The organism is Streptomyces sp. NPDC056373 (assembly GCF_042262425.1).
Lineage (GTDB): Bacteria > Actinomycetota > Actinomycetes > Streptomycetales > Streptomycetaceae > Streptomyces.
The window spans coordinates 238,098-264,775 of the sequence record NZ_JBHJPX010000001.1 but is presented as its reverse complement, the minus strand read 5'-3'; the positions used below and the strand labels follow the sequence as shown (position 1 = coordinate 264,775).

Below are 26,678 nucleotides of genomic sequence, written 5' to 3'. Positions count from 1 at the left end.
ACGGGAGGGCCTGGACGTACGCTCCGGCCATGAGCACTCCAGAGACATCACGTTTTGTACGGCTTCGGGTGGACCTCGTTCTTGAGGTCGACGACGCGGACGCGGTCACCAAGGCCGCGCTGCGCAGGATCGCCGACGAGGCGGAGATGCCCGCGGCGGAGCGGGCCCACGCCGAGAGCACTGTGACGGAAGACACCGCGGAGGCCCTCGCGTACCTCGTGGATCCGTTCGACCTGGTCAGCGAGGTGCCCGGGGTCGAACTCCAGCAGGCTTCGTGGAGCAGCGAGCGGGTCGATCACGATCCCGAGTCGCCGGACTGGGACCTGGACGAGGATGATGGCGAGGACAGCGACGGCTGAAACCGTCCGGGAACTCGTGACCCCGGGTGGCAACCGCCGCCCGGGGTCTTCGCGTCTCAAACGGCGCACCGACCGCACCCGTATCGCCGGCACCGTCCGTCACGGACGTGGTGATCCCCACACCTGCGCGACCTGGGGAACCGGACGAGCCGGCCGTAGCGTTGAAAGTTCCGGATGAGGACTCACGAGTTCCGGCGGGGGCACTCAGTGGTGACGGGGCACTCGGTGTGACGGGGACACTCGGGGTTTTGGGGAAATCGGCAACGATGGAGAAGCGTGTGATGACGGTCAGTAAGCGGCGCAAGGGCCTGACGGTCGCGTCCGCACTGCTCGGCGGAGTTCTGATGCTCTCGGCGTGTTCCGGCGGCGACGACAACGCCTCCGGCAACGACGGAGGCGACAGCTCCCAGTCGAAGGTCGACGAGGCCGCGGCGAAGAAGACCTCCGAGGCACAGATCAAGATCACGCCGGAGGACGGCTCCGACAACGCCTCCATCAACAACTCCGCCGCCGTCACCGTGAGCAAGGGCACGCTCACGGACGTCAAGATGACGACGTCCGAGGGCGCCGAGGTGAGCGGCCAGATATCCGCCGACAAGACCAGCTGGAAGCCGACCGCCCAGCTGGAGCGGTCCACCACCTACAAGCTGGCGGCCGAGGCGAAGGACTCCGACGGTCGCGTCGCCCACGAGAACGCCTCGTTCACCACGGTCTCCCCGGCCAACAGCTTCATCGGCAACTTCACGCCGGACGACGGCACCACCGTCGGCGTCGGCATGCCGGTCTCGATCAACTTCGACAAGGCGATCACCAACAAGGCCGCGGTCCAGAAGGGCATCAAGGTCAGCACGACCAGCGGCCAGGAGGTCGCCTGCCACTGGTTCAACGCCAACCGCATGGACTGCCGGCCCGAGGACTACTGGAAGGAAGGCTCCACCGTCACGCTGAAGCTCGCGCTCGACGGCGTCGAGGGAGCCAAGGGCGTCTTCGGTGTCCAGCAGAAGACGGTCACCTTCAAGATCGGCCGCAACCAGGTCTCGTACGTCGACGCGAAGACCAAGAAGATGAAGATCACGCAGGACGGCAAGGTCGTCCGCACGATCCCGATCTCCGCCGGCTCGCCCGAGAACAAGACCTACGAGGGCACCATGGTGATGTCCGAGAAGTTCAAGGAGACGCGCATGAACGGCGCGACCGTGGGCTTCACGGACGACGACGGCAAGGGCGAGTACGACATCAAGGACGTGCCGCACGCCATCCGCCTCTCCAGCTCCGGCACGTTCATCCACGGCAACTACTGGGGCGCGAAGTCCATCTTCGGCAGCGTGAACACCAGCCACGGCTGTGTCGGCCTGCAGGACGCCAAGGGTGCCAACGACCCGAACACGCCGGGCGCCTGGTTCTACAACAACTCGATCATCGGTGACGTGGTGGTCGTCCAGAACACCGGCGACAAGACGGTCGCGCCGGACAACGGCCTCAACGGCTGGAACATGAACTGGGCCGACTGGAAGGCCGGCTCGGCGGTCTGACGGCGCACCGGTTCTCACCGCTCCGCTGACGAAAGGCCGCCGCCCACCCCGGACAAGGGGTGGGCGGCGGCCTTTCGGCTGTTCTCATCCACCTCTTATGCCAGGCTCAAGCCCTCATCACGGACCGTCCCTAGCTTGCGGCCATGTTCTTCACCTACCTGAGGCGCGAGTTGCGCCGCCGCAGAAAGGCGGCCCTCGTCGTCGCCTCCGGACTGGCGCTGGGTATCGCGCTGGTCATCGTCGTCACGTCCGTGTCCGCCGGCATGGGCAGGGCGCAGGACAAGGTCCTCCAGTCGCTGTACGGACTGGGCACGGACATGACCGTCACCAAGGCCGCGGCACCCGCCGCGAGCAGCTCCGAGCGGCCGCGCTTCCGCTTCGACGCCCAGGACGACGGCTCGACCGGTGAGCAGAGCAGCGACCGCGTCATGGTGCGGGGTTTTCAGACGCTGGCGAGTTCGACCGTGGGCAAGGTGGACGCACAGAGCGGCGTCGCCGACGCGGTGGGCGGGCTGAGCCTCCAGGTCGTCAAGGTCAGCGGTGCGTTCACGCGCGGCCGGTTCGAGCAGGGTGCGGGCGGCGGCGGTGGGCAGGGCCGCGGCCGGGGCGGGGCCCTGCCCTCGCCGCAGGGCCGGGTCGAGGGTGGCGGCGCCGACTTCGACGTCAACAACTACTCGGTCTACGGCACCGACGTCACCAAACCGGCCCTCGGCCCGCTGACCTCCTCGAAGATCACCAGCGGCCGTACGTTCACGACGGCCGAGACGAACGCGAAGGTCGCCGTCGCGGACTCGGCGTACGCCAAGGAGAAGAAGCTCAAGGCCGGCTCCACGGTCACCATCAAAGGCACCGCCTTCAAGGTGATCGGCATCGCCACGGCCGACAGCGGTGACGCGGCCGCGAACCTCTACGTCCCGCTGCAGCGGGCGCAGACACTCGCCGGTGCGAAGGGCAAGGTCACCACGATCTACGTCAAGGCCACCGACTCGCAGCGGATCGCCGGAGTCAAGTCGGAGATCCAGAAGAACATCGCGGGCACGACGGTCACCACCTCCGCCGACCTGGCCGACACCGTCTCCGGTTCGCTGTCCACGGCCTCCTCCCTCGCCGCGAGTGTCGGCAAGTGGCTGTCGATCGCGGTGCTCGTGGCCGCGTTCCTCGTGGCGGGCCTGCTGACGTCCTCGGCGGTCTCCCGGCGGGTCCGCGAGTTCGGCACGCTCAAGGCACTGGGCTGGAAGTCGAGCCGGGTGACGCGGCAGGTGGTCGGCGAGGCGGTCGTCAACGGCCTGGTGGGCGGCGCGCTGGGGATCGCGCTGGGACTGGCCGGGGCATACGCCGTGACAGCCGTCAGCCCCACGCTGCAGGCGCAGTTGGGCGGGGGCGGCGGGGGCGAGGGCTTCCGCGGCGGTTTCGGCGGCGGCCCGGGCCGTGCGGCGGCCACGAAGACCCTCGACGTGGCCCTCACCGCGCCGGTGAGCCTGACGACCATCGCTCTGGCGGTGGCTCTGGCCGTGGCGGGCGGGCTGATCGCAGGAGCCTTCGGTGGCTGGCGGGCTTCCCGGCTGCGCCCGGCGGACGCGCTGCGGCGGGTGGAGTAGGCACTTCCCCCCGGCCGGCGGCATTGCACCGGCCTAAGGGCGCCGGGCTGTATCGACATGCGGCTCCGCCGCGTGAGCGCGAACAACCCCCGAGCGCCCGCACTCGACGAATCACCCCAGGAGCCCACACATGTACGACCTCAGAGCCGTGACCAAGCACTACTCCCGGTCCAAAGACACCGTCCAAGCCCTGGACGGCATAGACCTGACCATCCCCGACGGTGACCGGCTGGTCATCCAAGGCCCCACCGGTGGCGGGAAGTCCACGCTGCTCCAGATGCTCGGCGGTCTCGACCGCCCCACCTCCGGCGAGATCGTCCTGGACGGCACCGACCTCGCCGCCCTGCCGGAGGCGAGACTGACCCGGGTGCGAAGCGAAAGCATCGGTTTCGTCTTCCAGTCCTTCAACCTCATCCCGACACTCACCGCGCAGGAAAACGTGGAGACCGCCCTCGTCCCGCTCGGCGTGAAACCGAAACAGCGACGCGAACAGGCCGCCGAGGCGCTGAAGTCGGTCGGTCTCGGCGAGCGTCTCGCCCATCTGCCCGGCGAGATGTCAGGCGGTCAGCAACAACGCGTGGCCATCGCCCGGGCCCTGGTGAAACAGCCGAAGGTGCTCCTCGCCGACGAACCCACCGGAAATCTCGACGAATCGATGCGCGACGAGATCATGGACGTACTCGAACGCATGTGGGCGGAACTCGGCCTCACCTTCGTGATGGTCACCCACGACTCGGCGATAGCGCAGAAGGCCCCGCGCGTGGCAACGATCCGCAAAGGCCGGATCACCGTCAAGGAGAACGCGCGCGCGTAACCACGCGGCCCTGTAACGGAGTTCCGGCGGCCGTGTAACAGTCGGCCGACGGATTTCTTACCGTCCTCTCATCTATTGAGCACCTGATCACCCCTCGGCATACTGCGTGTTCCGGGGGGTGTACGTGCATGCGTACGAGACCACCCCCGGCCGGGTGAACGGGGAATTCACCCGGTTCTTCTGCAAGGGGGAAACTTGCGCAGACAAGTGAAAAGGGCGTACGCGGCCACCGTCGCGACAGCGGCGGCCGTGGCACTGGCGGCGGGCATGACCAGCCCGGCGTCGGCCGACGGCGAACAGGCGGCAGCGGCCGCCAAGCCGGCGTCCCTCACCGCCAAGCACCGCATCACACTCATCACCGGCGACCGCGTCGTGCTGGACGCCAAGGGCCGTGTCATCGGCCTGGAGCACGCCAAGGGCCGTGAGAACGTACCCGCCCAGGTCCGCAAGGTCGACGGCCACACCCTCGTCATCCCGGCCGACGCCGCCCGCCTGGTCGCCTCGGGCAAGCTCGACCAGCGGCTCTTCGACGTCACCGAGCTGAACAAGTCCGCGACCCGCAAGGCCCAGAAGAAGGGCCTGAAGGTCATCGTCGGCTATCGGGGCAGCGCCGCTACCACCAAGGCCGACGTCCGCGAGGCCGGCACCCTGAGCCGCGCGCTGAAGTCCGTGAACGCGGACGCGGTGCAGACACCGCAGAAGGACACCCCCGAGCTCTGGGACGCGGTCACCGACGGCGAGAAGACCGCCGCCGGGATCGCACACGTCTGGCTCGACGGCGTCCGCAAGGCCAGCCTCGACAAGTCCGTCGCACAGATCGGCGCGCCCAAGGCGTGGTCGGCCGGCTACGACGGCAAGGGCGTCAAGATCGCCGTCCTGGACACCGGTGTCGACGCCACCCACGACGACCTCAAGGGCCAGGTGGTCGGCGCCAAGAACTTCACCACCGCGCCCGACGCCTCCGACAAGGTCGGCCACGGCACGCACGTCGCCTCCATCGCGGCCGGCACCGGCAAGAAGTCCGGCGGCAAGTACAAGGGTGTCGCGCCCGGCGCGAAGATCCTCAACGGCAAGGTCCTCGACGACGGCGGCTTCGGCAGCGACTCCGAGATCCTCGCCGGCATGGAGTGGGCCGCCGCCGAGGGCGCCGACGTCATCAACATGAGCCTGGGCGGCGGTGACACGCCCGCGATCGACCCGCTGGAAGCGGCGGTGAACAAGCTGTCCGACGAGAAGGGCGTCCTGTTCGCCATCGCGGCGGGCAACGAGGGCGACTTCGGCGAGCAGACCATCGGCTCGCCGGGCAGCGCCGCCGCCGCCCTGACCGTCGGCGCCGTCGACGACAAGGACAAGCTCGCCGACTTCTCCAGCCGAGGCCCCGGCATGGACGGCGCCCTCAAGCCCGACGTGACCGCGCCCGGCGTGGACATCACCGCGGCCTCCGCCCCGGGCAACCAGATAGCCCAGGAGGTCGGCGAGAACCCGGCCGGCTACATGACGATCTCCGGCACGTCGATGGCGACCCCGCACGTCGCGGGCGCGGCGGCGATCCTCAAGCAGCAGCACCCGGACTGGAAGTACCCCGAGCTCAAGGGCGCCCTCACCGGCTCCACCAAGGGCGGCAAGTACACCCCCTTCCAGCAGGGTTCGGGCCGCATCCAGGTCGACAAGGCCATCACGCAGTCCGTGATCGCCGACCCGGCCTCGGTGAGCTTCGGGGTGCAGCAGTGGCCCCACACCGACGACAAGCCGGTCACCAAGGAGCTGACGTACCGCAACCTCGGTACGAAGGACGTCACGCTGAAGCTCTCGTCGACGGCCACCAACCCGAAGGGCCAGGCCGTCCCGGCCGGCTTCTTCAAGCTCGGCGCCACCTCGGTGACGGTCCCGGCCGGCGGCCAGGCGTCCGTGCCGTTCACCGTCGACACCAAGCTGGGCGGCACCGTCGACGGCGCGTACTCGGCGTACGTGACGGCGACGGGCGACGGCCAGACCGTCCGCACGGCGGCGGCGGTGCAGCGCGAGGTCGAGTCGTACGACGTGACGCTGAAGTTCCTCGACCGCGACGGCAAGGCGGCGAAGAACTACAGCGCCGACCTGACCGGCATCGCGGGCCTGGGCAAGGGCAAGGAGGCCATGCCGTACGACGCGGACGGCACGGTCACCGCCCGCCTCCCCAAGGGCACCTACATCCTGAACACGAGCGTCTTCGTGGGCGACGACCCGGAGAAGTTCGAGGGCGTGGACTGGCTCGCCCAGCCCAAGCTGAACCTCACCAAGAACACGACCGTCACCCTGGACGCCCGCAAGGCCAAGCCGGTGGACATCACCGTCCCGGCCACGGGCGTCAAGTCGGAGTTCGCCTCGGCCGACTACACGGTGGAGACCGATGACACCAGCTACGGCTTCGGCTGGTGGCTGGACTCCTACGACCAGTTCCGCAGCGCCCACGTCGGCCCGCAGATCACCGACGGTTCGGTGACCCAGCAGTGGGACGGCCACTGGTCCAAGGGCGGCGCGGAAGAGTACGACATCATCGCCGGCGGCCCGGTCAAGCAGCTGGCCACCGGCTTCACCAAGCACTACAAGGCGAGCGAACTCGCCACGGTGAAGGCGGGCCTCGGCGCCTCGGCGAGCGGCAAGAAGGGCTCGATCAACGCGGTGGGCTGGATGCCGTGGAGCTCCAGCGCCTCCTCGATCGGCATCCCGCAGACCCTGCCCGGTACCCGCACACTCCACCTGTCCGCCCAGGGTGGCGTGAAATGGCAGCTCGAATTCGCCCAGACCGGCGGGGTGGACGCGGACGGCTTCCCGGTCGACGATGCCGCCTACGCGATGGGCACGCACACGTTCGCCGCCGGCAAGAGCTACTCCAAGACCGTCAACACGGCTGTCTTCGGGCCGCGTCTGACCGGCGACTTCGGCATCATCCGTGAGGGCGACCAGATCTACGGTTCCCTGCCGCTGTTCGCCGACGGCAAGGGCAACGTGGGCTACTCGAAGTTCTCCGCGGTCGACACGACCCTCTACCGCAACGGCACCAAGGTCGGCAGCAACGACGACCCGCTGTTCGGCGACAAGCAGTTCAAGGTCCCGGCCGCCGACGCCGAGTACAAGCTGACGACCTCGGTCAAGCGCAGCGTCAAGGTCGCGTCGGCCTCCACCCGCGTCGACGCGAGCTGGACGTTCCGCTCGAAGAAGACCAGCGGCATCACGAAGCTGCCCGTCTCCACGGCCCGCTTCCTCGCGGCCACGGACCTGGGCAGCAAGGCCCCGGCCGACAAGACCGTCAAGGTCCCGGTCACCGTCGAGGGCGCGGCCAAGGGCAGCAACCTGAAGTCGCTGTCGGTCTACGTGTCGTACGACTACGGCAAGACGTGGAAGAAGCTCACCGTCAAGGACGGCAAGGTGAGCGTCAAGAACCCGGCCAAGGGCAAGGGCATCTCCTTCCACGCCAAGATCGCCGACAAGAAGGGCAACAAGTCGACGATCTCGATCTACAACGCGTACTACGGCAAGTAGACCGCGCGGCGACCGAGCAGTAGCGCGAGCGCATTGACGGGCCCGTCGGGAGCTTCGGCTTCCGGCGGGCCTGCCGCGTCACTCCGACGGAGTCGAAGCCCTGGTCCCGGAGCGTGTGGCGTCCGACCCCCAGCTCGCCAGCAGCCGCAGCGCCTCCGCCGACGGGGTGTCCGGCTCCGCGTGGTAGGTGACCAGGGACTGCTCGGCGTCGTCGACGAGGCGGAACGTCTCGAAGGAGAGGGTCAGGTCGCCGACCAGGGGGTGGCGCATGCGCTTGACGCCGTAGCTCTTCTCCTTGACGTTGTGGGCGGCCCACAGCCGGCGGAAGTCCTCGCTCTTCACCGACAGCTCGCCCACCAGCGCCGACAGCCGCGGGTCGTCCGGGTGGCAGCCCGCGTCCATGCGCAGGTAGCCGACCATGTCGGACGCCTTCTGCTCCCACTCCAGGTACAGCTCGCGGTACTCCGGCCGCAGGAACACCATCCGCGCCCAGTTCCGCTCCTGGGCCGGCACCTCCGCCCAGTCGCCGAAGAGAGCCGACGCCATCCGGTTCCAGGCCAGGATGTCGGAGCGGCGTCCGACGATGTACGCCGGAACGCCCTCGATCGAGTCCAGCAGATGCCGCAGCGTCGGCCGCACCTGCTGGCTGCGGGGCACCGGCTTCTTCTTGTGCTGCTTCGGCTTCGCCAGATGCGTCAGATGCGCGTGCTCGGCGTCGCTCAGCCGCAGGGCCCGGGCGATCGCGTCCAGCACCTCCGCCGAGACGTTGCGGCCGTTGCCCTGCTCCAGCCGCGTGTAGTACGCCACGGACACCCCGGCCAGCTGCGCGAGCTCCTCACGGCGCAGCCCGGGCACCCGCCGCCGCCCGAGGTCGGGCAGCCCCACGTCCTCGGGCTTCAGCCGGGCCCGCCGGGTGCGCAGGAACTCACTGAGCTCGGCGCGCCGGTCCAGGCCGCCGGCGGCCGTCCGCGCGGGGTCGGGATGTTCGTCCATGCGTTCCAGTATTGCCGGTCGTACGCACGCCAGCCTGACCCCGCCAGTGGTACGCACCGTGTGCGTACGCAAAACCGTGGTCTGGGTGAGCCCTCGTGAATCGGGCACGCTGGTGATCGTGCCCGCTCAGAAGATCCAGAAGGCAGCCGGGCACACAACCCCGCTAGGAGAACCCCCGGCATGACCACTGTTGCTGCGTACGCCGCGCCCGCCCCCAAGGCTCCGCTGGAGCGCACCACCATCGAGCGCCGCGAGGTCCGCGAGTTCGACGTCCTGATCGACATCAAGTTCGCCGGCATCTGCCACTCCGACATCCACCAGGCCCAGGAGGGCTGGGGCGAGGCGATCTTCCCGATGGTCCCCGGCCACGAGATAGCCGGTGTCGTCTCCGCTGTCGGCCCGGGCGTCACGAAGTTCGCCGTCGGCGACCGCGTGGGCGTCGGCTGCATGGTCGACTCCTGCCGCGAGTGCGAGAACTGCAAGGCCGGCCGCGAGCAGTACTGCGTGCAGGGCAACGTCCCTACGTACAACGGCATCGGCCGTGACGGCGAGCCCACATACGGCGGCTACGCGCAGAACGTCGTCGTCGACGAGAACTTCGTCGTCCGCATCCCCGACGGCCTCGCCCTCGACGTCGCCGCGCCGCTGCTCTGCGCCGGCATCACCCTCTACTCCCCGCTCCGCCGCTTCGGCGCCGGGCCCGGCAAGAAGGTCGCGATCGTCGGCCTGGGCGGCCTCGGTCACATGGGCGTCAAGATCGCCCACGCGCTCGGCGCCGAGGTGACCGTGCTGTCGCAGTCCCTGCGCAAGCAGGAGGACGGCCTGCGGCTGGGCGCGGAGCACTACTACGCCACCAGCGACCCGAAGACCTTCGAGGAGCTGGCGGGCACGTTCGACCTGATCGTGTCCACGGTCTCCGCCCCGCTGGACTTCAACGCCTACCTGTCCCTGCTGAAGACCGAGGGCACGCTGGCCAACGTCGGCGCGCCCGAGGAGCCCGTCTCCCTCAACCTCTTCTCGGTGATCGGCGGCGGCAAGACCCTCGCCGGTTCCATGATCGGCGGTATCGCCGAGACGCAGGAGATGCTGGACTTCTGCGCCGAGCACGGTCTCGGCGCCGAGATCGAGCTGATCCGCGGCGACCAGATCAACGAGGCGTACGACCGGGTGCAGAGCAGCGACGTGCGCTACCGGTTCGTGATCGACACGGCGACGATCTGATCCCCGCCCGGGTGCAGCGGGCCCGAGGGCCCCGGCCCGGATGCAGCAGCCCTGAGGGCCCCGGCCGTGTGCCGGGGCCCTCAGGGCTTCGGGGGTGCACGGCCGGCCGCACGCGGGGTACACGTGGGGGAGTGCACCGCAGGGGTTCGCTCGCCGGGTACGTCAGGGGAGGCCGTCATGACCGTGCAGCTGAACCACACCATCGTCGCCGCCCACGACAAGCGCGCATCGGCCCGGTTCCTCGCCGGGCTCCTCGGGCTCGAGGTGAGTCCGCCCTACGGCCCCTTCCTCCCGGTCGAGATCTCCAACGGGGTGACCCTCGACTTCATGGACAGCCCCGGCGCCATCACGCCGCAGCACTACGCCTTCCTCGTCTCGGAGGACGAGTTCGACGAGATCTTCGGCCGCATCCAGGAGGCCGGCCTGACCTACTGGGCGGACCCGTTCCACAGCCGCCCCGGGGAGATCAACCACAACGACGGCGGACGCGGGGCCTACTTCGACGACCCCGACGGCCATCGTCTGGAGATCATCACGAGGCCCTACGGCAGCGGCGGCTGAACCGCCGCGTCCCCGCCCGCACCCCCGCTCGTCACATCGTCGTGCCGCCGTCCGTCATACCGGCGAGGGCGACACCGCCCGACGAAGAAGCGGTCACACCGCAGAGCTGGGGAGCAGTCATGACAGCACCGATCCTGGTCACCGGCGGCACGGGCACCCTCGGCGCCCACGTCGTACCGCTGCTGCGCGCGTCCGGCCACGAGGTGCGGATCCTCACCCGGAGCGCCCGCCCCGCCGCCGACGGCGTCGAGTACGTCACCGGTGACCTGCTGAAGGGCGAGGGCGTCGAGGCCGCCGTCGACGGGGTGAAGACCGTGCTGCACCTGGCGGGCGGCCCCAAGGGCGACGACGAGGCGACCCGCGCCCTGGTGGCCGCCGCGGCCCGGGCCGGCGTACGGCACCTGGTCTACGTCTCGGTCATCGGGGCCGACCGGGTCCCGCTGGCCTGGATGCGGACGAAACTGGAGTCCGAGCGGGCCGTCGCCGAGTCGGGCATCCCGTGGACGACCCTGCGCGCGGCGCAGTTCCACGAGCTCACCCTGACCATGGTCGAGAAGATGGCGAAGCTGCCGGTCCTCCCGGTCCCCGGTGGACTCAGGCTCCAGCCGGTCGACTCCCGCGAGGTCGCCGCCCGCCTCGTGGAGCCGGCCCTCGGCGCCCCCTCCGGCCTGCTCCCGGACCTGGCCGGCCCGCACCTGTACGACCTCGCCGCCCTGGCCCGCCCCTACCTGCGCCTGAGCGGCAGGCGCCGCGCCATGCTGCCCGTGCGCATCCCCGGGAAGGCGGGGCGGGCGTACCGGGCGGGGGAGAACCTCGCGCCGGCGGGGGCCGACGCGGGGAAGCGGACCTGGGAGGAGTTCCTGGCGGAGAGGCTGGGCTAGGGCCTGCCCGACGGGACCGGCCGGACAGACCCGGGCCGTGGTCCTACCCGGCGTCCGGCCGGTCCTGCTCCTCGAAGGTCCACACCGCTCGGGACCCCGGGCCGACCACGAGGGCCGAGTGGCCGATCCGCTCCGTGTGCCGGTACGGCACCGGGTGGTTCAGCGCCATCTCGATCTGCTTGAGGCCCACCTGCTCCAGGGGCACGGAGTCGAACCGGATGGTGGTGCCGCCGCCCTTGGCGAGGACGCCCCCGCCCGGCAGGGAGCGGACGGCGAACCCGCCGGCCTTGAGCAGCGGCACCGTGGCGGCGAGGTCGCGTGCGGTCACCGCGAGCCTGATGCCGGTCACGTCCCGCATCAGGTGGTCGCGGTACGCGTCGGACAGGTAGCGCTCGCGGCCCACGTCACCGGGGTGGGAGGCGGGTTCGGTGTTGCTGCGCGGGTCGGCGAAGTACTCCGGCCGGTACTCCATGCCCCAGGCGCCGAAGAGGTCGTACTGGTCGGTGGTGAGGACCGCGTCGAACCAGGGCACGGGGACGCCGTCGCCGAAGTCGCGGGTCTGCGGGAACTCGACCGGGTCGCTGATCCCGGCCTTCCGCAGCCGCTCGACGACCGTGGGCAGGTCGCCGGCGCGCTCGGTGGACACGCCCAGGCCGGCGGAGCCGAGGGTGCCGTCCTTGCCCGGTACATCGCCCACTCCGAAGAGCTCGAAGTAGGTCTCGCGCCCCATCAGATAGCGGCCGGTCCAGGTCTGGCCGCCGGAGCCGGTCGTGGTGCGGACCTGGAAGTGGGCGAAGTCCCGCAGATAGGAGGAGTGCTCGATGGCGTCCGCGGTCTGCCGGTCGAACACACCGTAGGCGTGGTTGTAGAACAGCAGTTGCCACCCGTCCGAGGGTCCGTTCTCCGCCGCCCGTGCCGTGCTCACGCCGCCCTGGGCCGCCCCCGCGAGGGCCAGAGCGATGACCATGATCAGCTGTAACGCTCGTCTGAGAACCATGCGAGGGAGCGTAGGGCGGGAGGAAACCGTTCCGCTGCGGATCGTTCCCTTTGCGCTGTCAGGCCTTGGTCAGTGGGTCCGCCGGCGGGGGCGGCGCCGCTGGTGGCGACGGTGAGGGCTCCTGCCCGCCCTGGTCGAGCCGGAACGGCGGGTACTGGTCCGTCAGCAGAGTGACGTAGGCCGTCACCCGGGCCGCCCAGCGGGCGAGTCCGATCAGGAAGTCGAAGAGGTGCCGCGGGTAGCGGGCGGTGAAGAGCAGGATGACGACGGCGACCAGGGAGAGGAAGGGCAGCAGCCCGCCACCCCGCCAGTCGTCCCCGCCCCAGCCGCCCCCGAGGAACATCGCGACCACGATGTACTGCGGGATCGCCAGCAGCCACCACTTCACCAGGACCAGACCGCGCGACAGCCGCTCGGGATACACGACGTCGAAGCGCGCCGGGTAGTCGGGCACGTCGGCAAGGGTGAAGGGCGGGTACCGGTCGGTGCCGAGCGCGGTGTGGGCGTAGTAGCCGACCCGCCAGTTCCAGCGCAGTACGCCGACGTTGAAGTCGAAGAGGGAGCGCGGGTAGCGGGCGGTGAAAAGGATGGCGAAGAAGGCGATCACGGTGACGACGGTGAACGCGATCCACAGGAACACCAGCACGATGTAGTGCGGGATGGCGAGCAGCCACTTCACCAGCCACATCCACCGGGACAGGCGGGGATCGACGGACGCCTCCAGACGCACGGGTGACGCGGCGACAGCACTCATGGGCTCCTCCTCGCCTGCAGACTCGCAAGCCAGGAGGAGCCCCGCGACCCGGGCGGGGCCGTTCGCGCGTCGGTGAGGCCGGGTGCTCCAGGGACGCCGCCGCGGCCGGGCGGCTACGAGGGGACGGCCACTCCCGCATCCGGCTCGTCGGTGCCCGGCTCGTCGGCCGCCGCCTCGCCCGCCGGATCGACGAGTTGCAGGCGCACGTAGTTCCACACCACCGCGATCAGGGCGGCCACGGGCACGGCGAGCAGGCTGCCCACGATGCCGGCCAGGTTGCCGCCCAGGGTCACCGCCAGCAGGACGACGGCCGCGTGCAGACCGAGACCACGGCTCTGGAGCATGGGCTGGAAGACGTTGCCCTCCAGCTGCTGCACCACGACGATGATCGCCAGCACTATCACCGCGTCCGTCAGGCCGTTGGACACGAGCGCGATGAGCACCGCCACGAAGCCGGCGAACAGGGCGCCGATGATCGGCACGAACGCCGAGACGAAGGTCAGCACCGCGAGCGGAAGCACCAGCGGAACGCCGAGGATCCACAGGCCGAGCCCGATCAGGACGGCGTCGAGCAGGCCGACGGCCGCCTGGGACCGTACGAAGGCACCCAGGGTGTCCCAGCTCCGCGCGCACACGGTCGGCACGTCGGTGGCGAGCCGGCCGGGCAGCTGACGGGAGAGCCACGGCAGGAACCGCGGGCCGTCCTTCAGGAAGAAGAACATCAGGAAGAGCGCGAGGACGGCGGTGACGACGCCGTTCACCACGGTGCTCACCCCTGTGACGACGGCGCCCACCATGCTGCCGACGCCCTCCTGGGCGCGGGAGACCGCGCTGTCGAAGGCCTGGTTGATCTGCGCGTCCCCGATGTTCAGCGGCGGCCCGGCGGCCCACTCGCGCAGCCGCTGGATCCCCTGCACGACACCGTCGGTCAACTCCCCGGACTGGGACGCCACCGGTACGGCGATCAGCGCCACCACACCGACGGCGACCAGCAGGAACAGCACGGTCACCACGGACGCGGCGAGCGCGGGCGGCCACCCGCGACGGCGCAGCAGCCGGGCGGCGGGCCAGGTCAGCGTGGTCAGCAGCAGCCCGACCACGAGCGGCCACACCACGGACCACATCCGGCCCAGCAACCACAACGCCACGGCCGACATGGCGAGCACCAGCAGCAACTCGGCGGAAACCCGCGCGGATGTCCGCAGCGCGGCACGGGACCTCTCGGAACTCAAGGGCGCAGTCACGGGGGAACCCTATTGCCACTGAAGTCCCATGGGCGCGGCCAGTACCACGGCTCTCAATGTTTAGCTGTGCGAGAAGGCGGTTCCTCCTTCTCGCCTACCGCAAAGGCAACGGTCCGGTACGGTAGCGCGCGATGCGAACCGAACGGGGTGGGGGTACGCGACGATGGGTGAGCTGTTCGCTGAGTATCGTGAGGTAAGCGTCGCCGATCCGTTGCGGCAGGGCGACGTCCTGGAGGCGGTGGACCCAGGGGCGACGATGTGGCAGCGCCACCTACTCGTCATGACGGCAGACTGCGACTTCGCCTACGCCAAGCACCAGGGGCGGGTCACGTGCGTCCCACTGCTCGCAGCGGACGAGTATCTGCTGGAGATGCAGCTTCCCAAGATCCGGGAGCAACTCGTCAGGCTGCAGCTGAAGGAATTGCGCCAGATCTTCTCGAAGGCCGCGGTTCCCGCCATCACTGATGGGCGACTCCGGGAGTGGGCGAGTGAACAGACTCCCGCAGACATCGCCAAGGTGCTTGAACTGCGGCAGACGGACGCGCAGAAGACCATGGCCGCTCTCGAAGCCATCGGCATCATGGACACGGTGGCGAACACTCTCAAGGAGGGCGTGGACCTGCTCGTCAGAGCGCAGCTCGTCGGCGTCAGCTCGCCCAAGCGCGACAACGCGGTGAAGAAGGTGGTGAACCATTTGCGAGGGGCCTACGCGCAACCGCCGGGTGACGCACTCTTCTTATCGGCGATCGGCCCCGGAGAGGAGGACGGATACTTCGCCTACCTCCGGCATATTGAACAGGTCTGGGAGCCCGAGATTGCGCGGGGGCCGTCGCACACAAAGGTCGCGTACCGCCGGATTTCTCGTATGCAGGACCGGTTCGCACACGCCCTCGTACAGAGGTTCGCGATGGTGTTCATGTCGATCGGGCTGCCACATCAGTACGAAGAGCTTCGTGATCTACATGCAGAGATCCAGGGAGACAAGGTCGTATGAAGCCGCTGGTCACAACGGTTCGCGTGCTGAGTGAGCTTGCCACCGGCCTGTCTCCTGACGCCGTCGCGTCGTCGTCAGTGCTCTTCGAGTACAGCACGGAAGACGTGGACTGGCTGATTGCCGCAGGTGACGACGAGGGAGTCCAGCGCATCGTCATCATGCGCGACCGAAACACGAAGGAGCCTTTTGTTCCGGAGCATCTCGTCAGTCGGCGGAGAGATGTTCTGAGTCGAATGGCAAGTTTCGCCGAGCGTGCACGGGCATCCGGCCCACTTTCTTTACCGCGACAGTGGCATCAGTACAAGTACAACAACCTGATTGCATTCCGGGCGGCGCCGAAATTCGACGCTCAAGCGAGCCGATGGATCACGGAGGTTACCCCCGGAGATCGCGCCGACATCATCTTCTGGGCAACCACCACGTCGGACAACAAGTCGACGTTGGAGGACTTTGAAACCAGGAGGCCGAAGGCTCCTGCGTTGGACGGTGTCTGGGCGGAGGCGGTTGCTGCCGCGCAGGAACACTTTGCAGAGGCGCGTTCCCAACCCGCCGACCTCGAGATGAGCCTCCCCGCGCTGGAACAGTCGACAACCAAAGGCTGGACCTATGAGCAATGGTTGGGGGCCGTCAGCCAGGAGCAGCGGGCTTTCATCGATGCTGCTACTGACAAGTCGATACGGCTACGTGGTCCAGCGGGTTCCGGCAAGACGCTCGCTCTGACGTTGAAGGCGATCCGGGAGGTCCTTGCGGCCCGCGAAGCGGGTGAAAATGTACGCGTCCTGGTCGTGACCCACAGCTGGGCGCTGGCAGCTCAGATCTCGGACTCCATCGACTCGATGGGTCTGGGGCTACTGCAAGAGATTGATGTTTTTCCTCTCCTTGAGATCGCGAGGATGATCTCCCCTCAGTACGTCCAGGACATTTCTTCCGGCTTCAGTTTGATCGGAGAGGACAGTCTGAGCGGAAAACAAGCTCAACTGGATGAAATCCTGGAAGTGTTGGACGAATTCATTACCGGTGACTGGATCACTTATAAAGCCGGCGTTAGTGAGGGGCTTCGTGCGAGGTTCGACTCGCCAGATGAAGGGGAAAGGCGTGCTCTGGCCTGGGATCTGCTCATCGAGTTCGGGTCGGTCATTGGAGCCGCTGCCATCTTTCCCGGGGCCGGATCCGATCTGCGGTATTTTCAGCTGTCGCGTGCCTCTTGGATGCTGCCTCTCAACTCAAGGGAAGATCAGCGTGTTGTATTCGAGTTGTACGCGCGCTATTGGGCAAGCCTGGACGACCGCTCGCTCACCACATCTGATCAGGTGCTGGCGGACTTCCTGACTCACCTGTCCACGAATACCTGGAATCGTGCTCGCCGAGTGCAGGGCTATGACCTGGTCTTCGTCGACGAGTTCCATCTGTTCAGCCCGCTGGAGCGGCAAGTGCTCCACTACCTCACTCGGGACACGTCGATCTACCCACGGGTCTTCATGGCCGTGGACCCCCGGCAGTCACCCTCCGAAGCCTTCATCGGGCTGGCCGCCGACGACACCAGGTCGTCGAGTGGCGTGCCGACGGACGACAACCTAGGTGACGTCGCGAATTTCGAGCTCACGACCGTGCACCGATTCACCCCACAGATTCTCGAAATCATCAAGCACGTGCATCACGAGTTCCCCACTCTCGACCTCGGAGAGGAGTGGGACATCGATTTCAGTCGTGTGGAGTCAGCGCAGGACGACGGCTCCTTGCCGCGGCTGATCTCCGCTGCTTCTCGTTTCGGGGAGGAGGATGACATCGTCCGTGCGGTGCAGGCCCTGTATCCGGCGGGCCGTTTGGCGCTCGCGGTAGTCGACCACCGTCAGTGGCCGAGGTTCAGCGCGCTTGCCTCCCGGATCGGGAACTCCGGCAAGTTCCATGTGTCCACCGTTTCCGGCCGATCAGACATCGAAGGCCTCGGCTATCGTCGTCGCGGGCTCGTTATCGGGACGGCGGAGTACCTCGCGGGGCTGCAGTTCGACTCGGTACTCGTCGCCGGGATCCCGGATCTGAACGCGTCCGCTCAGACCTCGAACGAGCGCATTCGGTACCTTTCCTTCCTCTACCTTGCGCTGAGCCGCGCTCAGGAAGAGGTGCGTGTGTTCGTGAACGATGATGACGGTGGCGCGCCGGAGGTCCTCCTGCGAGCGGTCACCAATCGCTTGATGGAAGCGGACCGGGGGAGCCTCGTCTGAGGCTGTCTTGCAAGCACCACGATTCCCACGGCCAGGGCGAGGACAGGCTCGGCGGCGGCTGGATCTGGGGCGCGCGCGAACCCGCCGGTCGGCGTTCCCGCCCCACGCCCTCAGCGCCTCCGGAGAAGCGCCCGCCGTCACCCATCGGCCCTGGCCACCCCACTGGGCAAGACACTCCGGCCCCGCCGATGCCGCAGTAGCCCGCGGGGCTGTTGTCGAGGTGGTGCTGGTGTCATTCCTCGATCGGTCAGTGAGCGGTCGTTCGTGCGGTCTTCACAGGCCGGCCGGGTTGCGGGGCAGCCAGGCGCGGTGATCGTCGCGCAGTCGGTTGCGTTCTTCGGGGCTTGCCGCAATGACGTCTGCGCCGCCGTCATAGGGATGGTGCACGCGGCTGATTCCGCTGTCCGTGATGATCACTCCGCTGAGTACGTCGTCCGCAACCTCTCGGAGGATCTCGTCGACCGCGCCCGGTCGCCAGGGTCGGCGGTCAGCGTAGAGGTGCGTGTAGCTATGGAGTTCGGGGTCTGGGTCGTCCTCGTGCGCCAAGGTCGTCCAACGGCTGCCTTCGGGGTGCACCTCGGGCCGTCGTGGCGGGAGTTCGGCTCCGTCCGGTTCCCAGGACCAGGCCACGGTCACGACGTAGACGTCGGTGCCTTCGAAGAGTTCGTCCAGGAGCGTGTTGTACCGGTGGAGGACGATGGCGTACTCATCCTCGGTCTCCGGGTAGCGCTTGGAGCCCGGGAGACTGTGGAAGCGCACCCAGCGGTCGGTGCAGGCAGCGCGGAGTTCGTTCGCGACGGGCGGCACTCTCGGGAACTGCTGCTGCCATAGTGCGGACAGACGGTCTCCGTCGAAATCGCTGCTCATCCCTCGGCCGGCGCCAGTCCGATCGGGCACGACACCCCGGTCCCGCCCAGCCCACAGTACCCGTCCGGGTTTTTGCTGCCTGAAAGGTACTGCTGGTGGTAACCCTCCGCCGGGTAGAAGGGGCGGCCCTCGGTCGTGACGATCTCCGTGGTGATGTCGCCGTGGCCGGAGGACGTCAGGACCTGCTGGTACGCCACGCGGGAGGCCTTGGCGGTGGACTCCTGCGCGGGGCTGTGGGTGTAGACGGCCGAGCGGTACTGCGTGCCCACGTCGTTGCCCTGGCGGAAACCCTGCGTGGGGTCGTGGGACTCCCAGAACGTCTTCAGCAGGCGCTCGTACGGGACCTGCTCCGGGTCGAAGACCACGCGCACGACCTCCGTGTGGCCGGTCAGGCCCGAGCAGACCTCCTCGTACGTGGGGTTCTCGGTGTGGCCGCCCTGGTAGCCGACAAGGGTCGTCCAGACGCCGGCCGGGAGCTGCCAGAAGGCGCGCTCGGCACCCCAGAAACAGCCCAGGCCGAAGTCGGCGATCTCCAGGCCCTCGGGGTAGGGGCCGAGCAGGGGGTTGCCGAGGACGGTGTGGCGGTCGGGGACCGCGAACACCGGCTCCGGGCGGCCTTGCAGCGCCTGCTCCGGGGTCGGCAGCTGGGGCGTACGGCTGTGCAGGAACATGCGGTCTCCAATCGGGGCGACGCCGTCGTCAACGTGCCGCGACCGCCCCGAATTCCGGCAGGCCCCGGGCCCGCGCCGCGACCCGGGCGGGCTTCAGTGCGGCAGGCTCGCCGGGCTGCCGCCGTTCGCCTCGTAACCCGCCACCGCCAGGGCCCGGTACACCGCGAACTCCGCCGCCGGGTCGGCCGACAGGGTCCAGGGCAGGGCGCCCACGTGGCCGTCGATGCGCACCAGCTGGTTCATCGCCTCCGACCAGCGCTCGCCGCGGACGAGGAAGAACACCAGCAGGTGCCGGACATGGGCCGACATCGGGTCGTCGGGGCGGGCCGAGTGCACCGCGTGCAGCGCGCCGTGGACCGCCTTCGTGACGACCTCGCTCTGCCAGAAGCTCGCGACGAGGGTCACCTCGGGGAGGTGCTCGAACACCGCGAACAGAGGCATCGCCGAGAGGAGGGAACCCTGGGGCGCCCGGGCCGCAGCGGCCTCGGCGAAGGCGTACGCCTCCGCGCGCGAGCCGTGCCACTTCTCGCACCAGTAGTGCAGCGCCGCCAGGTGCGCCCCCATGTGGGCCGGGGCGCGGTCCAGGATCTTCAGCCAGACCTGCTCGAAGTCCTTCTGGGAGTAGCCGAGGCCGCGGGCCACCGACAGCTCGACGATGTACGGGATCGGGTCACCGGGGGCGAGCAGCGCCGCCTCACCGCACGCCGTCCTCGCCTCCTCCATGATGATCCGGAACTCGTCGGTCCCCGGCGTCGCCGTGCGCCACGCCTGCTGCACCAGGAACTCGGCGTGCACCGCCGCGCCGCCCGCGTCCTTGGGCGCCTCGGCCCGCCACACCCGGAGCCACTGCCCGCCCGGCGCCTCGCTCACCCCGCCGGGCCGCCGCGCCAGCTCCAGCGAGGCCGCGCCCGCGAAGGCCTGCACGCGCTGCCAGCGCCGCTCGCCCTCCGTCTCGGTGCCCGCCAGGAGCTGCTGGGCGGCGCGGTAGTCCTGCGTGCGCTGCACCACGTCGAGGACGTCGAGCAGGTCCTGGTCGGGGCCCGGCATGCGGATGTCGAGCTCCTCCTCCCGGACGAAGCCGTAGTTCGCCGGGTCCGCGGCGTCCGGGTGGTCCGGCGACACCAGCCCCGTCGCACCGCCGCGCTTGCGCCGCAGGAAGGGGAGCAGCACGAAGCCCAGCATGACCAGTGCGATCAGGACCCAGAGAATCTCCATGCAACAAGCGAACCAGACGGCGCCGACAATTGGCCAACCTGCCCCCGGAACCTGTGGAAAACGCCCGCTCACGCCCTCCCGCGACCTGTGGAGAACCCCGGCTCGTCCCGTCCCCCGGCACGCGTCGCGTCGGCGCACTACCCTCGGTGCTCATGAGCGACAGGCACATCAGTCAGCACTTCGAGACGCTCGCGATCCACGCGGGCAACACCGCCGACCCCCTGACGGGCGCGGTCGTCCCGCCGATCTACCAGGTCTCGACCTACAAGCAGGACGGCGTCGGCGGGCTGCGCGGCGGTTACGAGTACAGCCGCAGCGCCAATCCCACCAGGACCGCGCTGGAGGAGAACCTCGCCGCCCTGGAGGGCGGCCGCCGCGGGCTCGCGTTCGCGTCCGGGCTGGCGGCCGAGGACTGCCTGCTGCGTACGCTGCTCAGCCCCGGCGACCACGTGGTCATCCCGAACGACGCGTACGGCGGCACGTTCCGCCTGTTCGCGAAGGTCGTCGCCCGCTGGGGCATCGAGTGGTCGGTCGCCGACACCAGCGATGCGGCCGCCGTCCGGGCCGCCATCACCCCGAAGACCAAGGTCGTCTGGGTGGAGACGCCCTCCAACCCGCTGCTCGGCATCACCGACATCGCCGCCGTCGCGCAGGTCGCCCGGGACGCCGGTGCCCGCCTCGTCGTCGACAACACCTTCGCCACGCCCTACCTCCAGCAGCCGCTGTCGCTGGGCGCGGACGTCGTCGTGCACTCGCTGACCAAGTACATGGGCGGGCACTCCGACGTCGTCGGCGGCGCCCTGGTCACCGGTGACGCCGAGCTGGGCGAGGAACTGGCCTTCCACCAGAACGCGATGGGCGCGGTCGCCGGACCCTTCGACTCCTGGCTGGTGCTGCGGGGCACCAAGACGCTCTCGGTGCGCATGGACCGGCACAGCGAGAACGCCGTCAAGGTCGCCGACATGCTCACCCGGCACGCGCGCGTGACGAGCGTGCTGTACCCGGGCCTTCCGGAGCACCCCGGTCACGAGGTCGCCGCCAAGCAGATGAAGTCGTTCGGCGGCATGATCTCCTTCCGTGTGGAGGGCGGCGAGGAGGCGGCCGTCGAGGTCTGCAACCGCGCCAAGATCTTCACGCTGGGCGAGTCCCTGGGCGGCGTCGAGTCGCTGATCGAGCACCCCGGCCGCATGACGCACGCCTCCGTGGCCGGCTCGGCCCTGGAGGTGCCCGCCGACCTGGTGCGGCTGTCCGTCGGCATCGAGAACGCCGAGGACCTGGTGGAGGACCTCCAGCAGGCGCTCGGCTAGAGCGGTACGGCCCCTGGCGGGGTCACCAGCCGGTGAGGGGTGGAGTCGTGTCGGACGGCGGCTCCACCCATGGGCGGGCGGTCAGCGCCCACACCGTGAACGCCACGGCCGCCGCGAACAGCAGCAGCCATGTGAGACGGCGGACCAGCGTCCTGCGCCGCAGCATGCGGCCGCCGCGGCGCACCGCCTCCGCGTGGATCTCGGGCGGCAGCGGCCGCGCCGGCTGCTCCAGGAGCCGGCGTACGGTCGCCTCGCGGTCGTTCCCGCTCATGCCGTTCTCCGGCCGGCGGGGCTCACGGCGTCGCCTTCGTGGCCGTCACCGCCGGGGCCGGGCCCCGCGAACGGTGCAGCAGCGCCGAGGCCGCCCGGTGGCATATCGCCCGTACGCGCTCCGGGGACAGGCCCAGCAGGGCGGCCGTCTGCTCCTCGGCGACACCTTCGTGGAGCCGGAGCACCAGAATCAGCCGTTCCTGCGCGGTGAGCGGGGCCACCGGGCTCGTGGGATGGGGCCGAGCGCGGCCGAGCACGCTGTGCCGGTGCCAGGCGCCGCGCGCGAAGCGGGTGGCCAGCTGCCGGCGGGCGTGATCGTACGGATCCTCGCCGTGCAGCCGGTCCCAGCTCGCGTACGTGTGCGCAAGCGACATCGTCAGCAGGCGCCGCGCGCGCGGATTGTCGTCGGCGGACTCGGCGGTGAGCAGCGTGGCGGCGTTCAGCAGCCGCCCGGCCGCGCCCGCGACGAACGCCTCGAACTCCCGGGCGCGACGGGCTGCCCGGGACGCATGCCGCTCCAGCACCGCACCTCCCGCCCGACGGCGACCCTGAGGACGCGGGCACCCGGCCGCGCGCGGCGGGGCCCGGTCTCATATCAGGCCAGGTACGGCCCCGAGGTCAAGAGCCGCGCACGGCTCGGGCGGTGCCACGCACGCGTGGAGCCCGGACAGTGGCACCGCATGCGGTGCGGTACGGCGGTCAGGACTCCGGCTGCGCCTCCGGCCCGGGCACCCCCTGCGCCGCCATCCGGGAGGACAGCGCGGTGTTGAAGCGCGTGAGGAGGTCGCAGAACGCCTCGCGCTCGCCGGGCTCCCAGTCGTGCGTCAGCTCCGCCATCAACTGGCGCCGGGAGGAGCGCACTTCCTCCAGCCGGGCCTGCCCGCGCGGGGACAGCTGCAGCACCACCGCGCGCCCGTCCTCGGGGTGCGAGGTGCGCTTGACCAGGCCGGTGTCGACGAGCGGAGCCACCTGACGGGTGACCGTCGACGAGTCGATCCCCATGCTCGCGGCGAGCGCCTTGACGCCCATCGGGCCTTCCTTGTCGAGGCGGTTGAGCAGCAGATAGGCGGCGCGGTCCATGGAGTTGCGCACCTGCCCGACCCCGCCGAGCCGGGTCTGTTCGGCACGGCGGGCGAACAGCGCCACCTCGTGCTGCAGCGTGTCGAGAAGACCGGTGTCACCGACGGTCGTCATGTCCATCGACATTTCAGGTGTTGTGGGCATGGCCGGGGGCTCACTTCGTGGAGGGCTGGCAGATTGGGGGACAGGGTACGCGGCCGGAGGGCAGGCCGTACCAGCGCTGCGCAAAGCGGGTCTCGGAGGTTGGTCACAACGGTCGTTCCCGCCTGTGAACTGCGATGCTGGAGTCATGAGCTACAGCACGGCTGACTCCTTTCGGCCCGTCACCCTCGACGACGTGCGCGGCGCGCAGAAGATGCTGTCGGGTGTGGCGCGGGTGACCGCGATGGAGGGCAGCAGGCACCTGTCCCAGACGGTCGGCGCGCCGGTCCACCTCAAGTGCGAGAACCTCCAGCGGACGGGCTCGTTCAAGCTGCGCGGCGCGTACGTCCGGATCGCCGGTCTGCTTCCTGAGGAGCGTGCCGCCGGTGTCGTCGCCGCGAGCGCCGGCAACCACGCGCAGGGCGTCGCCCTCGCGTCCGCCCTGCTCGGCGTGCGCTCCACGGTCTTCATGCCGAAGGGCGCCCCGCTGCCCAAGGTGAGCGCCACCCGGGACTACGGGGCGGAGGTGCGGCTGCACGGCCAGGTGGTCGACGAGACGCTGGCCGCCGCGCAGGAGTACGCGGCCGAGACGGGCGCGGTGTTCATCCACCCCTTCGACCACCCCGACATCATCGCGGGCCAGGGCACGGTCGGCCTGGAGATCCTGGAGCAGTGCCCCGAGGTGCGCACGGTCCTCGTCGGCATCGGTGGGGGCGGGCTGGCCGCCGGGATCGCGGTGGCGGTGAAGGCGCTGCGCCCGGAGGTGCGGGTCGTGGGCGTGCAGGCGGCGGGTGCGGCGGCCTACCCGCCCTCGCTGGCCGCGGGCCGGCCGGTGGCGGTGGAGAACCCGGCGACGATGGCCGACGGCATCAAGGTCGGGCGGCCGGGCGACGTGCCGTTCAGGATCGTCGGCGAGCTGGTCGACGAGGTGCGCACGGTCAGCGAGGACGAGCTGTCCGCCGCGCTGCTGCTGTGCCTGGAGCGGGCCAAGCTGGTCGTGGAGCCGGCCGGGGCGAGCCCGGTCGCGGCGTTGCTGAGCGACCCCGGCGCCTTCGAGGGCCCGGTCGTCGCGGTGCTGTCCGGCGGCAACGTCGATCCGGTGCTGATGGAGCGGGTGCTGCGGCACGGCATGGCCGCGCAGGGCCGCTATCTGGCGGTGCGGCTGCGGCTGACGGACCGGCCCGGTGCCCTTGCCACTCTTCTGGGTGTGTTGTCAGTGGTGGACGCTAACGTCCTCGATGTGAGTCACGTCCGAACCGACCCGCGGCTCGGGCTCACGGAGGCGGAGGTCGAGCTGCACCTGGAGACGAAGGGCCCGGCGCACTGCACCGAGGTGGGTCAGGCGCTGCGCGAGGCGGGTTACACGGTCATCGGCTGAGCGGGCTCCCGGCCCGGTCACGATCCCCCCTCGACCCGGACAAGATCCATTCGTCTCACGGAGAGCGACGCGCAAAAACTCATTGTAAGACGCGATACATCGCGTTATGGTGTGTCCGTGAGAAGCTTCACCGGACATCCGTCCGGTCATCCCCGAAGACGTGGAGACTCATATGCCAGGCGCCATCTATGCCGAAGGTCTGGTCAAGACCTTCGGTGATGTAAAGGCCTTGGACGGCGTCGATCTCGACGTGCCCGAGGGCACGGTCCTCGGCCTGCTCGGGCCGAACGGCGCGGGCAAGACCACCACCGTCCGCTGCCTGACCACCCTGCTGCGACCCGACAGCGGACGGGCGGTCGTCGCGGGCATCGACGTGCTCAAGCAGCCCGACGCGGTCCGCCGCTCCATCGGCCTGTCCGGCCAGTTCGCGGCCGTCGACGAATACCTCACCGGCCGCGAGAACCTCCAGATGGTCGGCCAGCTCTACCAGATGCGGGCCAAGGCGGCGAAGCAGCGCGCGGCCGAACTGCTGGAGCAGTTCCACCTCACGGACGCCGCCGACCGCCCCACCAAGACCTACTCGGGCGGCATGCGGCGCCGCCTCGACCTCGCGGCGGCCCTGGTCGTCTCGCCGCCCGTGATGTTCATGGACGAGCCGACGACCGGCCTCGACCCCCGCAACCGCCAGCAGTTGTGGGAGGTCATCAAGCAGCTGGTCTCCGGCGGCACCACCCTGCTGCTCACCACGCAGTACCTGGAGGAGGCCGACCACCTGGCCCACGACATCGCGGTGGTCGACCAGGGGAAGGTCATCGCCCAGGGCACCTCCGACCAGCTCAAGGCCCGCACCGGCGGCGAGCGCGTCGAGGTCGTGGTGCACCAGCGCGAGCACATCCCGTCCGCCGCAGAGGTCCTCGCCGGCTTCGGCAAGGGCGAGACCACCGTCGAGGAGCACATGCGCAAGCTCACCGCCCCCGTGACCGGCGGGGCCAAGCTCCTCGCCGAGGTCATCCGCGAACTGGACACCCGCGGCATCGAGATCGACGACATCGGCCTGCGCAGGCCGACCCTCGACGACGTCTTCCTGTCCCTCACCGGACACGTGGCCGAGGCCAAGGACCAGGAGAGCGGCAAGGAGGCCACCCAGTGAGCACCGTCACCGACACCGTGCGCGTCGCGCCGGCCACGAACCCGGTCAGCCAGTCGATCCGGGACTCGATGGTCGTCGCCAAGCGCAACCTGATCCGCATGTCCCGGATCCCCGAGATGATCATCTACGGGCTGATCCAGCCGATCATGTTCGTGGTGCTGTTCACCTACGTCTTCGGCGGCTCCATGCAGATCGGCAACAGCACCAGCGCCGCCGACTACAAGAACTTCCTGATGGCGGGCATCTTCGCGCAGACCGTCACCTTCGCCACCGCCAGCTCCGGCGCCGGCATCGCCGACGACATGCACAAGGGCCTCATCGACCGCTTCCGCTCCCTGCCGATGGCGCGCGGCGCGGTGCTCACCGGCCGTACCCTCGCCGACTCCGTGCAGACGGCCCTCACCCTGGTCGTCCTCGCGGTCGTCGCCCTGCTGGTCGGCTGGCGCGTCGGATCGGACGGCAGCACCAACGCCGCCAAGGTCCTCGCGGCCTTCGGCCTGCTGCTTCTGCTCGGCTACGCGTTCACCTGGATCGGCGCGCTGATCGGCATGTCGGTGAAGACCCCCGAGGCGGCCACGTCCAGCGGTCTGATCTGGCTCTTTCCGGTCACGTTCATCTCCAACGCCTTCGTGGACACCAGCCACATGACGCCGTGGCTGCGCCACGTCGCCGAGTGGAACCCCTTCAGCGCCACGGTCCAGGCCTGCCGTGTGCTGTTCGCCAGCCCGGGCCAGTCCCCGTCGGACGCCTGGCCCATGCAGCACCCGGTGTGGGCCTCGCTGATCTACTCGATCCTCATCCTGGTGATCTTCCGGACCCTTGCGGTGCGCAAGTACCGCTCGGCCACGGCATGACGATGCCCCCGGCGCCGCAGCGGCACCGGGGGCACTTCAGGGATCGGGTGGCC

The 26,678-nt window shown here is 69.5% G+C and carries 24 protein-coding genes and 1 pseudogene; 14 read left to right on the top strand and 11 right to left on the bottom strand.

Features of this window, described 5'->3' with window-relative positions; genetic code table 11:
• Positions 1–29: 29 nt before the first annotated feature.
• The 5 genes from ACFCXS_RS01240 to ACFCXS_RS01220 all read left to right on the top strand — a co-directional run bounded on the left by ACFCXS_RS01240 (position 30) and on the right by ACFCXS_RS01220 (position 7,825).
• Positions 30–359 (top strand): hypothetical protein, encoded by a 330-nt coding sequence (locus ACFCXS_RS01240; RefSeq protein ID WP_376640741.1) that lies wholly within the window; start codon positions 30–32, stop codon positions 357–359.
• A 281-nt stretch (positions 360–640) separates the two neighbouring features.
• Complete coding sequence (locus tag ACFCXS_RS01235) at positions 641–1,891, top strand: Ig-like domain-containing protein (RefSeq protein WP_376640739.1); 1,251 nt, start codon at positions 641–643, stop codon at positions 1,889–1,891.
• Between the two features lie 143 nt (positions 1,892–2,034).
• Positions 2,035–3,489, top strand: coding sequence for an ABC transporter permease (locus ACFCXS_RS01230; RefSeq protein WP_376640737.1), 1,455 nt, complete (start codon positions 2,035–2,037; stop codon positions 3,487–3,489).
• A 130-nt stretch (positions 3,490–3,619) separates the two neighbouring features.
• Positions 3,620–4,303: an ABC transporter ATP-binding protein gene (locus tag ACFCXS_RS01225; protein ID WP_376640735.1), complete on the top strand. Its 684-nt coding sequence runs from the start codon at positions 3,620–3,622 to the stop codon at positions 4,301–4,303.
• A gap of 267 nt (positions 4,304–4,570) precedes the next feature.
• On the top strand, positions 4,571–7,825 hold the full coding sequence (locus ACFCXS_RS01220) for a S8 family serine peptidase (protein ID WP_376641492.1): 3,255 nt from the start codon (positions 4,571–4,573) through the stop codon (positions 7,823–7,825).
• 78 nt (positions 7,826–7,903) lie between these two features.
• On the opposite strand, the gene ACFCXS_RS01215 is transcribed toward ACFCXS_RS01220, so the two are convergent.
• Entirely contained in the window at positions 7,904–8,818 is a 915-nt protein-coding gene (locus tag ACFCXS_RS01215; protein WP_376640733.1) for a helix-turn-helix domain-containing protein, read from the bottom strand.
• Between the two features lie 180 nt (positions 8,819–8,998).
• Between ACFCXS_RS01215 and ACFCXS_RS01210 the strand changes: the two genes are divergently transcribed.
• The 3 genes from ACFCXS_RS01210 to ACFCXS_RS01200 all read left to right on the top strand — a co-directional run bounded on the left by ACFCXS_RS01210 (position 8,999) and on the right by ACFCXS_RS01200 (position 11,481).
• A complete protein-coding gene (locus ACFCXS_RS01210; RefSeq protein WP_376640731.1) occupies positions 8,999–10,039 on the top strand; it encodes an NAD(P)-dependent alcohol dehydrogenase in 1,041 nt (346 codons plus the stop codon).
• 177 nt (positions 10,040–10,216) lie between these two features.
• Complete coding sequence (locus ACFCXS_RS01205; protein WP_376640729.1) at positions 10,217–10,600, top strand: VOC family protein; 384 nt, start codon at positions 10,217–10,219, stop codon at positions 10,598–10,600.
• 119 nt (positions 10,601–10,719) lie between these two features.
• Positions 10,720–11,481: an SDR family oxidoreductase gene (locus tag ACFCXS_RS01200; RefSeq protein WP_376640727.1), complete on the top strand. Its 762-nt coding sequence runs from the start codon at positions 10,720–10,722 to the stop codon at positions 11,479–11,481.
• Positions 11,482–11,524: 43 nt separating this feature from the next.
• On the opposite strand, the gene ACFCXS_RS01195 is transcribed toward ACFCXS_RS01200, so the two are convergent.
• From ACFCXS_RS01195 to ACFCXS_RS01185, 3 genes are all read right to left on the bottom strand, one after another.
• Positions 11,525–12,454: a DUF5829 family protein gene (locus ACFCXS_RS01195; protein WP_376641491.1), complete on the bottom strand. Its 930-nt coding sequence runs from the start codon at positions 12,452–12,454 to the stop codon at positions 11,525–11,527.
• Positions 12,455–12,536: 82 nt separating this feature from the next.
• Positions 12,537–13,232, bottom strand: a complete 696-nt coding sequence (locus tag ACFCXS_RS01190; RefSeq protein ID WP_376640725.1) for a DUF4389 domain-containing protein — start codon at positions 13,230–13,232, stop codon at positions 12,537–12,539.
• Between the two features lie 113 nt (positions 13,233–13,345).
• A complete protein-coding gene (locus ACFCXS_RS01185) occupies positions 13,346–14,476 on the bottom strand; it encodes an AI-2E family transporter (protein ID WP_376640723.1) in 1,131 nt (376 codons plus the stop codon).
• A gap of 163 nt (positions 14,477–14,639) precedes the next feature.
• Between ACFCXS_RS01185 and ACFCXS_RS01180 the strand changes: the two genes are divergently transcribed.
• Both ACFCXS_RS01180 and ACFCXS_RS01175 read left to right on the top strand, forming a co-directional pair.
• Complete coding sequence (locus tag ACFCXS_RS01180; protein WP_376640721.1) at positions 14,640–15,470, top strand: hypothetical protein; 831 nt, start codon at positions 14,640–14,642, stop codon at positions 15,468–15,470.
• Complete coding sequence (locus ACFCXS_RS01175; protein ID WP_376640719.1) at positions 15,467–17,692, top strand: UvrD-helicase domain-containing protein; 2,226 nt, start codon at positions 15,467–15,469, stop codon at positions 17,690–17,692. The genes ACFCXS_RS01180 and ACFCXS_RS01175 overlap by 4 nt, the downstream gene beginning before the upstream one ends.
• Positions 17,693–17,829: 137 nt before the next feature.
• Here ACFCXS_RS01175 and ACFCXS_RS01170 read toward each other — a convergent pair.
• The 4 genes and pseudogenes from ACFCXS_RS01170 to ACFCXS_RS01155 form a co-directional block, all read right to left on the bottom strand.
• Positions 17,830–17,924: pseudogene (locus ACFCXS_RS01170) on the bottom strand (peptide-methionine (S)-S-oxide reductase); the annotation flags it as partial.
• Positions 17,925–17,965: 41 nt separating this feature from the next.
• Complete coding sequence (locus tag ACFCXS_RS01165) at positions 17,966–18,559, bottom strand: hypothetical protein (RefSeq protein WP_376640717.1); 594 nt, start codon at positions 18,557–18,559, stop codon at positions 17,966–17,968.
• The gene (gene msrA, locus ACFCXS_RS01160; protein ID WP_376640715.1) at positions 18,556–19,230 is read right to left on the bottom strand and encodes a peptide-methionine (S)-S-oxide reductase MsrA; all 675 of its coding nucleotides are present in this window, start codon (positions 19,228–19,230) and stop codon (positions 18,556–18,558) included. The genes ACFCXS_RS01165 and msrA overlap by 4 nt, the downstream gene beginning before the upstream one ends.
• 93 nt (positions 19,231–19,323) lie before the next feature.
• A complete protein-coding gene (locus ACFCXS_RS01155; RefSeq protein ID WP_376640713.1) occupies positions 19,324–20,445 on the bottom strand; it encodes a hypothetical protein in 1,122 nt (373 codons plus the stop codon).
• Between the two features lie 152 nt (positions 20,446–20,597).
• Between ACFCXS_RS01155 and ACFCXS_RS01150 the strand changes: the two genes are divergently transcribed.
• Complete coding sequence (locus tag ACFCXS_RS01150; protein WP_376640711.1) at positions 20,598–21,752, top strand: cystathionine gamma-synthase; 1,155 nt, start codon at positions 20,598–20,600, stop codon at positions 21,750–21,752.
• A 22-nt stretch (positions 21,753–21,774) separates the two neighbouring features.
• On the opposite strand, the gene ACFCXS_RS01145 is transcribed toward ACFCXS_RS01150, so the two are convergent.
• From ACFCXS_RS01145 to ACFCXS_RS01135, 3 genes are all read right to left on the bottom strand, one after another.
• Positions 21,775–22,023: a hypothetical protein gene (locus tag ACFCXS_RS01145; protein WP_376640708.1), complete on the bottom strand. Its 249-nt coding sequence runs from the start codon at positions 22,021–22,023 to the stop codon at positions 21,775–21,777.
• Positions 22,024–22,045: 22 nt separating this feature from the next.
• A complete protein-coding gene (locus ACFCXS_RS01140) occupies positions 22,046–22,546 on the bottom strand; it encodes a sigma factor-like helix-turn-helix DNA-binding protein (protein WP_376640706.1) in 501 nt (166 codons plus the stop codon).
• Positions 22,547–22,721: 175 nt separating this feature from the next.
• Positions 22,722–23,228, bottom strand: a complete 507-nt coding sequence (locus tag ACFCXS_RS01135; protein ID WP_376641490.1) for a MarR family winged helix-turn-helix transcriptional regulator — start codon at positions 23,226–23,228, stop codon at positions 22,722–22,724.
• A 163-nt stretch (positions 23,229–23,391) separates the two neighbouring features.
• Between ACFCXS_RS01135 and ilvA the strand changes: the two genes are divergently transcribed.
• From ilvA to ACFCXS_RS01120, 3 genes are all read left to right on the top strand, one after another.
• Positions 23,392–24,621, top strand: coding sequence for a threonine ammonia-lyase (ilvA, locus tag ACFCXS_RS01130; protein WP_376640704.1), 1,230 nt, complete (start codon positions 23,392–23,394; stop codon positions 24,619–24,621).
• Between the two features lie 172 nt (positions 24,622–24,793).
• Positions 24,794–25,771 (top strand): ATP-binding cassette domain-containing protein, encoded by a 978-nt coding sequence (locus tag ACFCXS_RS01125; RefSeq protein ID WP_376640703.1) that lies wholly within the window; start codon positions 24,794–24,796, stop codon positions 25,769–25,771.
• On the top strand, positions 25,768–26,625 hold the full coding sequence (locus tag ACFCXS_RS01120; RefSeq protein ID WP_376640701.1) for an ABC transporter permease: 858 nt from the start codon (positions 25,768–25,770) through the stop codon (positions 26,623–26,625). Before ACFCXS_RS01125 ends, ACFCXS_RS01120 begins: the two co-directional genes overlap by 4 nt.
• The last annotated feature ends 53 nt before the right edge of the window (positions 26,626–26,678 follow it).

Bases quoted from the DNA above. Each gene is read 5' to 3' on its own strand.
- ACFCXS_RS01240 (WP_376640741.1), top strand. From the start codon at position 30: ATGAGCACTCCAGAGACATCACGTTTTGTACGGCTTCGGGTGGACCTC.
- ACFCXS_RS01235 (WP_376640739.1), top strand. From the start codon at position 641: ATGACGGTCAGTAAGCGGCGCAAGGGCCTGACGGTCGCGTCCGCACTG.
- ACFCXS_RS01230 (WP_376640737.1), top strand. From the start codon at position 2,035: ATGTTCTTCACCTACCTGAGGCGCGAGTTGCGCCGCCGCAGAAAGGCG.
- ACFCXS_RS01225 (WP_376640735.1), top strand. From the start codon at position 3,620: ATGTACGACCTCAGAGCCGTGACCAAGCACTACTCCCGGTCCAAAGAC.
- ACFCXS_RS01220 (WP_376641492.1), top strand. From the start codon at position 4,571: ATGACCAGCCCGGCGTCGGCCGACGGCGAACAGGCGGCAGCGGCCGCC.
- ACFCXS_RS01215 (WP_376640733.1), bottom strand. From the start codon at position 8,818: ATGGACGAACATCCCGACCCCGCGCGGACGGCCGCCGGCGGCCTGGAC.
- ACFCXS_RS01210 (WP_376640731.1), top strand. From the start codon at position 8,999: ATGACCACTGTTGCTGCGTACGCCGCGCCCGCCCCCAAGGCTCCGCTG.
- ACFCXS_RS01205 (WP_376640729.1), top strand. From the start codon at position 10,217: ATGACCGTGCAGCTGAACCACACCATCGTCGCCGCCCACGACAAGCGC.
- ACFCXS_RS01200 (WP_376640727.1), top strand. From the start codon at position 10,720: ATGACAGCACCGATCCTGGTCACCGGCGGCACGGGCACCCTCGGCGCC.
- ACFCXS_RS01190 (WP_376640725.1), bottom strand. From the start codon at position 13,232: ATGAGTGCTGTCGCCGCGTCACCCGTGCGTCTGGAGGCGTCCGTCGAT.
- ACFCXS_RS01180 (WP_376640721.1), top strand. From the start codon at position 14,640: ATGGGTGAGCTGTTCGCTGAGTATCGTGAGGTAAGCGTCGCCGATCCG.
- ACFCXS_RS01175 (WP_376640719.1), top strand. From the start codon at position 15,467: ATGAAGCCGCTGGTCACAACGGTTCGCGTGCTGAGTGAGCTTGCCACC.
- ACFCXS_RS01165 (WP_376640717.1), bottom strand. From the start codon at position 18,559: ATGAGCAGCGATTTCGACGGAGACCGTCTGTCCGCACTATGGCAGCAG.
- msrA (WP_376640715.1), bottom strand. From the start codon at position 19,230: ATGTTCCTGCACAGCCGTACGCCCCAGCTGCCGACCCCGGAGCAGGCG.
- ACFCXS_RS01155 (WP_376640713.1), bottom strand. From the start codon at position 20,445: ATGGAGATTCTCTGGGTCCTGATCGCACTGGTCATGCTGGGCTTCGTG.
- ACFCXS_RS01150 (WP_376640711.1), top strand. From the start codon at position 20,598: ATGAGCGACAGGCACATCAGTCAGCACTTCGAGACGCTCGCGATCCAC.
- ACFCXS_RS01145 (WP_376640708.1), bottom strand. From the start codon at position 22,023: ATGAGCGGGAACGACCGCGAGGCGACCGTACGCCGGCTCCTGGAGCAG.
- ACFCXS_RS01135 (WP_376641490.1), bottom strand. From the start codon at position 23,228: ATGTCGATGGACATGACGACCGTCGGTGACACCGGTCTTCTCGACACG.
- ilvA (WP_376640704.1), top strand. From the start codon at position 23,392: ATGAGCTACAGCACGGCTGACTCCTTTCGGCCCGTCACCCTCGACGAC.
- ACFCXS_RS01125 (WP_376640703.1), top strand. From the start codon at position 24,794: ATGCCAGGCGCCATCTATGCCGAAGGTCTGGTCAAGACCTTCGGTGAT.